Origin of the sequence: Pseudomonas sp. R62 (genome assembly GCF_000257605.1) — a bacterium.
Classification (GTDB): domain Bacteria; phylum Pseudomonadota; class Gammaproteobacteria; order Pseudomonadales; family Pseudomonadaceae; genus Aquipseudomonas; species Aquipseudomonas atacamensis.
The window spans coordinates 1,392,709-1,404,106 of sequence record NZ_JH635998.1 but is presented as its reverse complement, the minus strand read 5'-3'; the positions used below and the strand labels follow the sequence as shown (position 1 = coordinate 1,404,106).

Here is an 11,398-nt window from a genome sequence, read left to right as displayed (position 1 = left end):
ATTACTTCGAGCATCACCGCGACAGGCACTGCCTGGTGTTCGGCGACGATCCGACGCGGATGCCCCAGGCAGACGTCGCGCACTATCAGGGCGAGCATGACCAGCAGGGCGTCGCTCCAGCCGTCCGCCAATGGCGACTGCGCGAAGACTCGCAGGCCAGCCAGCGAGGCCCCGATGCCGAAGGCCACAGCGATCTGCCGGCCTTGCGCAGTGGTCAGTGGTTGCCGCTGGACGGCCATCCTTTCCTCGAATGCAACCGCCCATGGCTGCTGACCCGCATCGAGCATCGGGCCGATCAGTCTCTCGAATCGCCCTATTGCAATCGCCTGTTCGCGGCCGCGCGGGTTCCCGTCTGTGCGCCCGCCGCTGCGCAGTCCAAGCAGCGCATGCACAGCTTGCAGCGTGCCTGGGTGGTCAGCGTCGATGAGCCGCAGCCGGATCGCGCGCGGCCGGTGGCGGTGCAATTCGACTGGCTCTACCAGGGCGAAGGCGCAGCGCCGAGCCATTGCTGGCTGCCCCTCGCGCCTGACCTGAACGAGCTGCCCTCGGCGGCACTCGCCGATGGCGTGGAAGTGGTGGTGAGTTTTCTAGAGGGCGATCCCGATCAGCCGGTGGTCAGTGGCGTGCTCCAGCCCTCGGTGTTGCCAGAGGCTGCGGTCGAGGACGATGAACCGGTATCGCTCCCCGAACTGCTGGTGAGCGATGGGTTGCAGCAATTGTTGCACTCTGGCGAGCCGTTGCTGTTGCTGTGCCTGATGCCGGGCGGTGGCAGCTTCAACCACTGCGCCGAGTCCGTGTGCAGTTGCCGGCTGCTCACCGCGCTCGATCAGAGCAGCGCACGATGAGCGGCGCGGCGCTTGAGCCCATGGCGCAATGGCTGTTGCTCGACACCCCGGACGCGGCACGCGCCTTGCTGACCTTGCGCCAGGGCTTTGCCGATGTGCAGCGGCACCGCTTGTTCGACGGCACCGAATTTCAGCCGGTCAGTGAGCACGGTCCGGTTCTCGTCGATTTGCGCGAGAGCCCGGCATTGACCGCCCTGTGCCTGCGCGACCCGGACACCTGGCGCGGCCTGTTGTTGAGCTGCGAGATACCGGCGCAGCAGCTGCTCAGCCACTTGCAGCGCATGCTTACCGTCTCGTTCGGTTTGAATCATCGGGCCTTGCTCAGCTATTACAACCGCCAGACCGCCAGTTATTTCTTCGACGCCTGTGACGCCACGCAGCTGAGTCGCTGGCTCGGGCCGATCCGCCAGTTGCGCTGGTTTGGCGGCACCTGGGCGGACCGCGCCATCGGCAGTCAGGGCTGGCAACAGCTGCGCAATCCCGGCCTGCTCGTCGAACCTTTGGGCATCGAAGAAAGCCTGACCCGGCGCCAGCGCGAACGCTTGCAAACCTGTCTGCTTGAGCAGCACATCTGGCGCTGGTGCCAGTCTCTGAGGGTTGATTACCAGACGATCGCTGTGCATGTGCAGCAAGGTCTGGCGCTGGGTTTCAGCGATCGTGCCGTGCTGGATGGCTGGCTGTGGCTGCGCCTGCTCAATCCGCGCGCCGTGCTGGTCGTGCCGCCGGCCGGACTGACCCAACCGGAACGGCTCGACTTTCTGCGTCGGCAGTGGGGCGCGGCGGACTGACTTTTCTGATCAGTGAGCCTTGCCGCTGAACCAGCCATCGCTGCGCTTGAGCCACAAGGCTTGCGCGCCAAGGGTCACGCTGCGCAAGACCATGAACAGTAGAAAAGATATCCACAGGCCGTGATTGCCCAAGGCCTGCAAAAACCAGGCGAACGGCAGCAACAGCAGCACCGTCAGCAGCATGCCGTTGCGCATTTCCCGCGCGCGGGTAGCGCCGATGAACAGGCCGTCGAGCAGGTAACTCCACACCGCAATCAACGGCAGCACAGCGAGGTAGGGCAGGTAGACGAACGCCGTCTCGCGCACGCTCTGAATATCGGTCTGCATCTCGATGAACAGGTGCCCGGCGAGCAGAAACAGCACGGCAAACCCGAGGCTGGCAATCAGCGACCAGCCGCCGGCCACCACCAGCGATCGACGCAAGGCCAGGCGATCCCGGGCGCCGATGGCATGGCCGCACAAGGCTTCAACGGCATGCGCCAGTCCATCCAGTGCGTGGGCCGTCAGCAGCAGGCCGTTGAGCAGCAGCGCGTTGGCCGCTACGGTCGCATCGCCGAGCCGTGCGCCCTGCACGGTAATGAGGAAAAACACCGATTGCAGGGCGAGGCTGCGGATGAAAATGTCACGGTTGACTGCCAGCAGCGGCCGCCAACTCTGCCAGACTTTCAGCGCCGACCAAATGATCTGCCCCGGATAGGCGCGCAACGCCGTGCGCGTCAGCCACAGGCCGAGCAGGGCGCCGCTCCATTCGGCGATTACCGAAGCGCGCGCCGAGCCGACCACGCCCCAGTCAAGGCCGATGACAAACCACAGATTGAGCACAATGTTGATCAGGTTGGTGCTCAGCAGAATCGCCAGCGGCGCCCGCGCGTTCTGCGTGCCGAGGAACCAGCCGACCAGCGCATACGTCGCCAGCGCTGCGGGCAGGCCGAACAGGCGCGTGTGGAAAAACTCCCGGGTCAGTTGCTCCAGTTCAGCCGACGGTTGCATGAAGTGCAGGGCAACGCCACTGAGCGGCACGCCAAGAGTGCCGAGCACGACGGCCAGCCCCATCGCCAGCAGCAGGCCCTGCAAGAGAATCTGCCGCAACGCCGCGCCATCGCTGCGCCCGGCAGCCTGCGCGGCAAAACCGGTGGTGCCCATGCGCAGAAAACCCATCGCCCAGGCGAGAAAGGTGTACAGACTGGCGCCGACCGCCACCGCGCCGAGTTGATGGGCATGCGGCAGATGGCCGATGACAGTGCTGTCGACCAGCGCCACCAGCGGCACGGAGATATTGGAAAGAATCATCGGCGCGGCGAGCGCCCAGACCTTGCGGTGAGTCGGGCGGTCGCGCCAGTCGGTAATCAGAGAGGACATGCAGGCTCCTTGGGGGAGCGGGGATTGTAGCGGCAGAAACACCTCATCGGAACGCCGCCCGCCCAGCCCTCTCCCAGAGGGAGAGGGGGCCGATCTTCGTCGCTCTCAAACGTGAGTTCGACTCGATATTCCAGGTCGGTGGAGAACTTCAAAGCAACGCGGTCAGCTCCCTCTCCCTCTGGGAGAGGGATGGGCGGGCGGCGTTCCGATGAGGGGCTTTTGAAGCGCTAGTGAATAATCCAGCTCAACAACCACAACCCGAGCAGCAACCAGATGATCCCGGCAATGATCGATGCGTTCATGAACGCCCGGATCGCCGACCACAGCAGCATCAGGCCAACGATCAGGGCGATGATGCTGATGATCGAGGTGTCCATCCCCAGCGTCTGCGCCAGGCCGTCGACAAAGTTGCTGCCGGCATTGCTGAGCATATTGAACAGGCCACTGAGGCCGTCGACGATAAAACGGATGACCGAACCGAGTGCCTGACCGAGCCATTCGAAAAAGCTTTCTACACGCATGTGTGCATCCCTGATGAAAGAGCTGAGCCTTGGGCCACGCCGAGGGCGGCCGAGTTCCCTGCATGATAGAAGGTTTGCCCGGATCATGTGTGGGAGCGAGCCTGCTCGCGAAGGGGGCGTGTCAGGCAAATCCGGTCTGGATGATCCACCGCCTTCGCGAGCAGGCTCGCCCCCACAATTGATCATCTGCGCTGCTTGCCTTCAGCCCGCATCCCCCCGAAGCTATGCGTCTTCAGGAGAGCCCGATGAACCTTGTAGAACTGACCGAACGCCTGCACGCCATTCGCGACCGCAATGACTGGCGGCAATTTCACAGCCCGAAAAACCTCGCCATGGCCGCCAGCGTCGAAATGGCCGAGCTGGTGGAAATCTTCCAGTGGCTGACGGAAGACCAGTCACGCCAGTTACCGGCGGACAAACTCGCCCATGCCGGGCAGGAAGTCGGCGATATCGTTCTGTATCTGTTGCTGCTGTGCAGCGAACTGGGTCTGGACATGAATGAAGTGGTGCGCGCCAAGCTCGCCGACAGCGAACGGCGGTTCAGCTGATGAGCGACCGTCATTTCGATCAGTTGGCCACGCGCTTCGCCGAAAAAATATACGGCGGTGCCAAAGGCGCGATTCGCCTCGCCGTGTTGCAGGCCGATCTGAGCGAGGCCTTGCCGGAACGTCCGCTGCGCGTGCTGGATATCGGCGGGGGCCTGGGGCATATGTCGCTGTGGCTGGCCGAGCGCGGCCATGACGTCACCTTCACCGAGCCGGCCGAACCGATGCTCGAGGGTGCGCGCCAGCGTTTTGCCGAAGCCGGACACACCGCTACGTTCATTCAGGCGCCGTGGCAGGAACTGCCCGGTCAGCTCACCGAGCCCTACGATCTGGTGATCTGCCACGCCGTGCTGGAATGGCTCGCCGAGCCCCACGCGATCCTGCCGGTGCTGCACCAGTTGACCAAGCCCGGCGGCTGGCTGTCGCTGGCGTTCTACAACCGTGATGCGCTGATTTATCGCAATCTGCTCAAGGGCCATTTCAAGAAAATGCGCAAGAACGTCATGGCCGGCGAGAAGCAGAGCCTGACCCCGCAGCAGCCTCTCGACCCTCGGGAATTGGCAACGCAACTCGCGGGTATGTGGCAGGTCGAAAGTCAGAGCGGCGTACGGGTATTTCACGATTACATGCCGGTGGAATTCCAGGCCCGCGCCGAACTGGCGGATTTGCTGGAAATGGAACTCGCGCACCGTCGTCACCCAGGCTTCGCCGGGCTTGGGCGTTACTTGCACTGGATCTGCCGGCCGATCTGAGCGGAGCGCGACATGAAAGCTCGATGCGGGTTATTGCTGATAAGTCTGGGGTTGGCCGCTTGCCAAGGCAGCAACCCCTACGTGGCCCAGTCACGGCCGTTGCCGCCGGCACCGCCGCAAGCCGCCACCACCTTCGACCGTAGCGCCTACCCGGCGCCGCCGCGTGATTACGGGCGCTACCGCAATTGGGCCTGGCGCGACGGGCAGTTGCCGCCGGGCACGGCGTGGGCCGATTCGGCGCAAGTGGCCGAGGCGGTCAGCAACGCCCTCGACCAACGCGGCTTGCGGCCGATGCGCGACAATCGCCCGGCCGACCTGCTGGTCAGCGCCGACCTGCGTCTGGAAACCCGTTTGCGCCAGGTTCGCGACGACTACGGCTACTACGGCGGATACGGCGGCTATGATCGTTATGGTCGCGGTTACGGCATGTACAACAGCGTGCCGATCGTGCGCACCTATCAGGAGCAGGTCGTGGTGGTGCGGGTCGATCTGTTCGATGCCGGCAATGGTCAGCCAGTGTGGAGCGCCAGCGCCGAGACCGGCACCCAGGGCAATCAGATCGAACGCGCCGATGCGATCCGCGAGGCTGTGGAAAAAGCCATGGCGGCGTATCCTCCCAGCTGACGTCGTGTCAGCAGGTTCATGTCTTCACCCGGAGAAAAATCATGTTCCGCCGTCTCGCTCTACTCGCTGTTGCCGCGCTGCTCAGTGCCTGCGCCGCCAATCAGGTCAATCACGATTTCGACGCCAGCCGCGACTTTGCCGCTTATCGCAGCTGGAGCTGGAAAGACCCGGCCCTGCAATATCGCCCCGATGATCCGCGCATCAAAAGCGACCTGACCGAACAGCGCATCCGCCAGGCGGTGGCCGATCAACTCGATCAGCGCGGTTTGCGCCCGGCTGCCGGCGGTGGCAAAGGTGATCTGAGCGTGCAGACCTACCTGATCGTCGAGGACCGGCAGCAGCAGGTGACGACCAATTACGGCGGCGGTTGGGGCGGCCCGTGGAACGGCTACTGGGGCGCGCCGATGTACAACGAAACGCGCAACATCACCTACAAGGTCGCGACCATCCAGATCGACCTGCTCGACGGCAAGGACGGCAAACTGGTCTGGCGCGGCAGCGATGAGCAAATGCTCAGCAACCGCCCGAATCCGGCCGATCGAAGCAATGCCATTCGCGAGACCGTCGCGCGGATCCTGGCCAACTATCCACCGCGTTGAACCGCTCTGAACCGTCCCTTTGGGAGCGAGCCTGCTCGCGAAGACGGTGTGTCATGCAGCATTGAATCCTCTGGCACGACGCTTTCGCGAGCAGGCTCGCTCCCACAGTGGCGGTGGTGACAGGAATGGCGCGACGCCAGCACTCTCGACCGACCGCGTCTACACTCTTTTTCATCAACGGAGGTAGCGCTCGGCACTGCGCCGGCAAAGGAGTGCGCCATGTCGCCAGGATCGCAAGGCAACGGCCCGGCCCGGCAACGCGGGGCGATCGGCTTGATGGCGGCTGCCACCCTGAGTCTGGCGGCGGTGATGATGTTGCTGGTGGTCGACAGCGGCCGCCTGTACATGGAACAGCGCAAATTGCAGCGGGTCGTCGATACCGCCGCCCTCGAAGCGGTCAGTCGCGGCGGCAATTGCCTGCCCGGGCTGAGCGCCGCCAGTTATGCCGGGCAAAGTGCGCTGCGCAATGGTTACGTGGTAGATGCCGCCAATACGCTTGTCACCACTTGCGGCACGCTGGCCACCGCTGCCAGCGGTTTGCGCAGTTTCACCGTCGATGCCACGCAATCAAGCGCAGTCAAGGTCGCCGCCAGTCGTACGGTCACCAGCAGTTTTGCTGGCGGTGTGCAGGCGCTGTTCAGCGCCACGCCGGTCAGCCTCAACACCACACTCAATGCTTCGGCAGTCGCGGCCAAACCGCAGCCGACCATCGCCCAACTGAATATTCGCAGCACCCTCGCCAGCATCGACACGGCGCAGTCGAACATCCTCAATCCGCTGTTTTCCGGGTTGCTCGGCGGCAACGTCAACCTCACGGCGGTGGGCTGGGACGGTTTGCTGCACACCGATATCAACCTGCTCAAATACCTCGATCAACTGGCCATCGACCTCAACGTCGGCGCCGGCAACTACACGCAATTGCTCAACACCCAGGCGACCGTGACGCAGTTGATTCAGGCCGCCGCGACGGTAGTGCAACTCAACGGTGCGACCGCGCAAGTGGTCACCGCGCTGGGCCAGTTGCAGGCCGCCGCCATCAATGCGGCGCCGGTCAGACTCGGCGAGATCCTGCAACTGCAGACCGGCACTACGGCGGCGGGGCTGGATGCCAATCTGCAATTGCTGCAACTGGTGCAAGGCGTGGTGCAACTGGCCAACAGCAAAAGCGCGGTGGCGGCGACCTTGCCGGTCAACGTGCTGGGGCTGGCCGGTGTCACGGTGCGGGTGAAGGTGATCGAACCGCCGCAGTTTTCGGCGATTGGCGACCCAGCGCGGGCCAAGGCCGATCCGTTGGGACCGGACCGAATTTATGTGCGCACTGCGCAGGTGCGCACGCTGTTGTCGGTGAATCTGCCGGTGCTCTCGGGGGTGACGGGGCTGACCAATGCGGTGCTAGGCCTGGTCGGTACGCTGACGCCGACGCTCAATGCGCTTTTGAGCCTGAATCTGGTGGACACAATCAATTCAGTGTTCTGCCTGTTGGGTGCCGGTTGCCAACAGCTCGATCCGAAGCTGCTGCCCTCACCGCAAATCGACATCGCGCTGGATGCCGGCGGGGCGAAAAGCTATGTCACCGATTACCGCTGCCCGACCGACGACAGCGGCAGCAAAAGCCTGACTGCCGCCACCACAACCTCTCTGGCAGATCTCAAACTCGGCAAGATCGATCCTGTCGCGGCGTTCTCTTCAGTCGCCGAACCAACGGTGGCGCCGCTGCCGCTGGTCGATCTCGGCATCATCACCTGCCACAAAATTCTCGGCATCGGCAGTTGCGATGCCGCCTCCCGCGTCCAGTACGGCGCCGGTGGCATCGCCATCAAACTCGACACCAGCGTCGCGCAAACCACGCAGAATCTGCTGTTCTCCAGCACCACTCCCTTCGCCACCCCGGCCAATCTGAAACTGCCGCCGAGCCTGCTGCCGGCCGCGCCGACCAGCAACATCGTCGGCAGCCTGGCGAACACCCTGTCGGGCATCAACCTGATCGTCTACAAACCCGTGGGCAGCAATCCGCTGGGCGCCATCGTCCCCGGGGTGGCTTCGTTGATCAGCGACGTCAGCAACCGCTTGTTGCCAGTGGTCACCGGTTTGATCAGTCCCTTGCTCGACCCGTTGTTGAATAATCTGCTCAAAGGCCTGGGCATCAATCTGATGAACACCGAGGTGGGCGCCAACATGACCTGCGGGCAGACCGGCAAGGCTTATCTGGTGATCTGATCATCCGTGGCAATCGGCAATTCGATGCAGAACCGTGCGCCCTCTGTGGAGTTGCGCACGCTCAATTGCCCGCCCATGTTGGCGATGATGCCGTAGCTCACCGACAGGCCCAGACCCGTGCCGACGCCAATCGGCTTGGTGGTGAAGAACGGCTCGAAGATCCGCTCCAGCAAACGCGGATCGATACCGCCGCCATTGTCCTCGACCCACAGCCGCACGCTTTCCTCGTCGCGCTCGGCGTAGATCGAAATCCACGGCTTGAACGTTGAGTCGCCCTCGCGTTTGCCGAGCAGGGCGTCGCGGGCGTTGACCATCAGATTGATCAGCACCTGCTCCAACTGATCGACGTAGCCGCGCACCTGCGCCTCGAAGCCGGTCTCGCTGATGCGCAGATCGACACCTTTGCCGCGCATGCCTTCGGCCAGTAGCGACAGGGTGCCTTCGATGGCTTGGGCCGGGTTGAACAACTGTTGTTCGATTTCCGAGCGCCGGCCGAACACGCGCATGTGGTCGACCACCTTAGCCGCGCGTTGAACCTGAGCGTCGATGCGGTTGAGTTTGTCGGTCAGGTAATCGACCTGCACATCACCGTTGCCGAGGCGCTTGAGCACGTTGACGATGGCCATGCGCATGACGTTCAGCGGTTGATTGATCTCGTGGGCAAGGCCGGTGGCCATTTCGCCGAGGGTGGCCATTTTCGCGCTTTGGGTGAGTTGCTGTTGCGAGCGGCGCACCTCGGTGTTGTCGCGGCCCACCGCTTGCACTTCGATCAACTGTCCCTGCTCATCGAACACGCCGCGATCCGACCAGACCCACCAGGCGTGTTCGCGTCCGGGCAATTGCAGGCTGATTTCCGCTGTACTCACTGGCTGTTGCGGGGTCAGTTGGCTCAGGCGCTGCACAAAAGCGCCGCGCTGTTCTTCGGACATCCAGCCACCCAGATCAACCCCGGGCAGTTGTTCCGGGGTGCATTCCAGATAAGTCGCCAACGGTCGGTTGCCAAAGATCAGCGTCAGGTCCGGGCGATAACGGCAGATCATCGCCGGCGAGTCCTCGACCAGAATCCGGTAACGCTCCTCGCTCTGCCGCACCTGCTCGGCGGCAAGCGTTGCGTCGGTGACGTCCAGCCACAGGCCCACCGCCTCGACCGGCAGGCCGAGATCGTTGCGCAGCAGTTTTGCCTCATCGAGCAGCCAGTGGTACTCGCCACGGTTGTCGCGCAGGCGATAACGCGCGCGCACCGAGCCTTCGCGCAGCAGCTGGCGGTTGCGCTGGAAATACAGTTCACGGTCGTCGGGATGCACGCGCTCGACCAGTGTTGCTGCATCGCAATCTTCCAGCGTCCAGCCCAGCAAGGGTTGCAGGCTGGCGCTGAAAAACGCCGGGATCAGTGCACCTTCTGCATAGCGCTGCACGTAGATCACCGCCGGTGAACTGGCAATCAGATTATCCAGCCGCGCATGGGCGGCGGCGGCGCGCTGTTGTTGATTCTGGATGTCGCTGATGTCGAGCATGAACCCGACCAGACGCCGATGCTCACCGGTGCCGCTGACCTGGCCCTGAATCCGGTACCACGTCGCTGCTGCGCCGGCCTCCGCGCGGTGCAGACGCACGCTCAGGGTCAGCGCTTCTCCTTGCAGTTGCAGGGCGCGCAAACGGCTGCGCAACTCGTCGCGGTCGGCGGGATGAAACAGCGACAGCCAGTCTTCTACCGGCAGCAGGCGATCGCTGAGATTCAGTGCCGAGGCCAGCGTCGGCGCCAGCGCAATCTGCTCTTCGGCAGTGATTTCCCACCAGCCGGTGCCGAGCAGGTTTTGCAGCGAGTCCAGGCGCTCCATCGATTGCACATGGCGCTGCTCGCGCAAGCGGCTGAGCAGCGGCCCGGCCAGCGCGCCGGCCAGGGTCAGCCAGTCGCGATCGGTCAGCCATGGCGCCACGTTGTCGACCGTATAAAACCCACAGAGCAGCCACGCGACCACGCCCTGGTCATTGCTGTAGGGCACGGCGAAACCGTTGGCGTTGCCGAACGTGGCCTGCAATCGCGAATGTTCATAGCGGCCCTGCGGGCCGGCGAGGCGTTGCGGCGCGCTGCCGTTGAGGCTGTCCAGCGGCGTGCCCAGCGGCTGACCGTCCTCCCACAATTGCGGGGCATCGTGGCCGCGAAACTGTTGATGAATCTGCCAGCCCTGGGCCTGTTCATCCAGCAACGCCACGGCGAGGCAGGGGATGTGCCAGCGCTGGGCGATGGCCTGCAATTGTTCGCCAAGCACCGTTGGCAGACGCGTCAGGCTGCACGTGCGCAGACGATCGCTGACCTGCGCGGCGAGGGTCTGGCAGGCGTCGCGGTCGCGCGCTTGCTGACGTTCGAGCAACAGGTCGGCGATGTCGAGCATCTGCAATCGCCAGCCATCCTCCAGCGGCTGCACCCAGCCGCGCAGGTGCAGCGGCTGATCATTGAGCCCGGAAAAGTCGAGATCGAGGAGTTGCCCCTGCCAGTCTCTGGGCTGACCTTCGATAGTCAGCAGACTGTGCGGCAGCAGGTAGGCGCTGAGCGGCAGCGGCTGACCCTGAGGTTTGTGCTGGGCGAGCAAATGCCGCAGCGGGCCGGCGATCTGCAACACATCGCCGTTGCCATCCAGATAAAAATGCAGGCCGATCGGCGGCGCGCCGAGATGGTCCGGCAAGTCGTGAGCTGAGGTGGGGGCGCGCATGAGCAAGCGCCCGAAAAACTTATCGCCGGCGGTCAAAATTGCAGGCTCGAGCGGGCGGTCAGGTGCGTCGGCAGATTGGGCACCGTGCCGATCCCGGGCAACACCAGAAACGGCATGATCTGATTGAGCTTGCTCACCGGGTAATTGACGCTGACGGTCAGGGTGCCAGTCCCCGCGTCGTAGGCCGCACTGGTGTCGGTGCCGACCACCAGATTCAAGGCCGAAGGCAGCCATTGCAGTTGCTGGGTCAGCGCGGCATTGGCGGTGTTGACCACCACCGTCGAATAGTTCGGCGTGGTCGGGTCCACCGCAACGCTGCGGCGCACCGCCTCAGCGGTGGCCTGGTTGAACGATTGCATCATCACGAAGGGCAGGCCGTAGCTGACCAACCCGTAAAACACTGCGAAAAAGATGATGAACACCAAGGCGAATTCGAT

10 protein-coding genes and 1 pseudogene are annotated in these 11,398 nt (G+C 63.8%); 7 read left to right on the top strand and 4 right to left on the bottom strand.

Annotation, left to right across the window (positions count from 1 at the left end; all coding sequences use genetic code 11):
• Together OQK_RS31055 and OQK_RS07645 are read left to right on the top strand one after the other, a co-directional pair.
• Positions 1–845 (top strand): annotated as a pseudogene (locus OQK_RS31055) (contractile injection system protein, VgrG/Pvc8 family); the annotation flags it as partial.
• Complete coding sequence (locus tag OQK_RS07645) at positions 842–1,633, top strand: DUF4123 domain-containing protein (RefSeq protein ID WP_016771855.1); 792 nt, start codon at positions 842–844, stop codon at positions 1,631–1,633. The pseudogene OQK_RS31055 and the gene OQK_RS07645, both read left to right, overlap by 4 nt.
• A 9-nt stretch (positions 1,634–1,642) precedes the next feature.
• On the opposite strand, the gene OQK_RS07640 is transcribed toward OQK_RS07645, so the two are convergent.
• Positions 1,643–2,992 (bottom strand): MATE family efflux transporter, encoded by a 1,350-nt coding sequence (locus OQK_RS07640; protein WP_016771854.1) that lies wholly within the window; start codon positions 2,990–2,992, stop codon positions 1,643–1,645.
• A gap of 227 nt (positions 2,993–3,219) precedes the next feature.
• Entirely contained in the window at positions 3,220–3,513 is a 294-nt protein-coding gene (locus OQK_RS07635; protein WP_016771853.1) for a hypothetical protein, read from the bottom strand.
• 245 nt (positions 3,514–3,758) lie between these two features.
• Between OQK_RS07635 and OQK_RS07630 the strand changes: the two genes are divergently transcribed.
• The 5 genes from OQK_RS07630 to OQK_RS07610 all read left to right on the top strand — a co-directional run bounded on the left by OQK_RS07630 (position 3,759) and on the right by OQK_RS07610 (position 8,250).
• Complete coding sequence (locus tag OQK_RS07630) at positions 3,759–4,061, top strand: MazG-like family protein (RefSeq protein ID WP_016771852.1); 303 nt, start codon at positions 3,759–3,761, stop codon at positions 4,059–4,061.
• On the top strand, positions 4,061–4,810 hold the full coding sequence (locus tag OQK_RS07625) for a methyltransferase (protein WP_016771851.1): 750 nt from the start codon (positions 4,061–4,063) through the stop codon (positions 4,808–4,810). The genes OQK_RS07630 and OQK_RS07625 overlap by 1 nt, the downstream gene beginning before the upstream one ends.
• Before the next feature lie 12 nt (positions 4,811–4,822).
• On the top strand, positions 4,823–5,434 hold the full coding sequence (locus OQK_RS07620; RefSeq protein WP_016771850.1) for a DUF4136 domain-containing protein: 612 nt from the start codon (positions 4,823–4,825) through the stop codon (positions 5,432–5,434).
• A 41-nt stretch (positions 5,435–5,475) separates the two neighbouring features.
• The gene (locus tag OQK_RS07615; protein WP_016771849.1) at positions 5,476–6,033 is read left to right on the top strand and encodes a DUF4136 domain-containing protein; all 558 of its coding nucleotides are present in this window, start codon (positions 5,476–5,478) and stop codon (positions 6,031–6,033) included.
• A 219-nt stretch (positions 6,034–6,252) separates the two neighbouring features.
• Positions 6,253–8,250 carry a pilus assembly protein TadG-related protein gene (locus OQK_RS07610; protein WP_016771848.1) on the top strand — a complete coding sequence of 666 codons (1,998 nt, stop codon included), beginning with the start codon at positions 6,253–6,255 and terminating at the stop codon, positions 8,248–8,250.
• On the opposite strand, the gene OQK_RS07605 is transcribed toward OQK_RS07610, so the two are convergent.
• Together OQK_RS07605 and OQK_RS07600 are read right to left on the bottom strand one after the other, a co-directional pair.
• Positions 8,235–10,997 carry a PAS domain-containing sensor histidine kinase gene (locus tag OQK_RS07605; protein ID WP_016771847.1) on the bottom strand — a complete coding sequence of 921 codons (2,763 nt, stop codon included), beginning with the start codon at positions 10,995–10,997 and terminating at the stop codon, positions 8,235–8,237. The genes OQK_RS07610 and OQK_RS07605 overlap by 16 nt on opposite strands.
• Positions 10,994–11,398: TadE/TadG family type IV pilus assembly protein (locus OQK_RS07600; RefSeq protein WP_038860713.1), on the bottom strand; the 405-nt coding region annotated here is incomplete at its 5' end. The genes OQK_RS07605 and OQK_RS07600, both read right to left, overlap by 4 nt.

Excerpts from the sequence above, each read along its gene's own strand:
- OQK_RS07645 (WP_016771855.1), top strand. The coding sequence starts at position 842 with ATGAGCGGCGCGGCGCTTGAGCCCATGGCGCAATGGCTGTTGCTCGAC.
- OQK_RS07640 (WP_016771854.1), bottom strand. The coding sequence starts at position 2,992 with ATGTCCTCTCTGATTACCGACTGGCGCGACCGCCCGACTCACCGCAAG.
- OQK_RS07635 (WP_016771853.1), bottom strand. The coding sequence starts at position 3,513 with ATGCGTGTAGAAAGCTTTTTCGAATGGCTCGGTCAGGCACTCGGTTCG.
- OQK_RS07630 (WP_016771852.1), top strand. The coding sequence starts at position 3,759 with ATGAACCTTGTAGAACTGACCGAACGCCTGCACGCCATTCGCGACCGC.
- OQK_RS07625 (WP_016771851.1), top strand. The coding sequence starts at position 4,061 with ATGAGCGACCGTCATTTCGATCAGTTGGCCACGCGCTTCGCCGAAAAA.
- OQK_RS07620 (WP_016771850.1), top strand. The coding sequence starts at position 4,823 with ATGAAAGCTCGATGCGGGTTATTGCTGATAAGTCTGGGGTTGGCCGCT.
- OQK_RS07615 (WP_016771849.1), top strand. The coding sequence starts at position 5,476 with ATGTTCCGCCGTCTCGCTCTACTCGCTGTTGCCGCGCTGCTCAGTGCC.
- OQK_RS07610 (WP_016771848.1), top strand. The coding sequence starts at position 6,253 with ATGTCGCCAGGATCGCAAGGCAACGGCCCGGCCCGGCAACGCGGGGCG.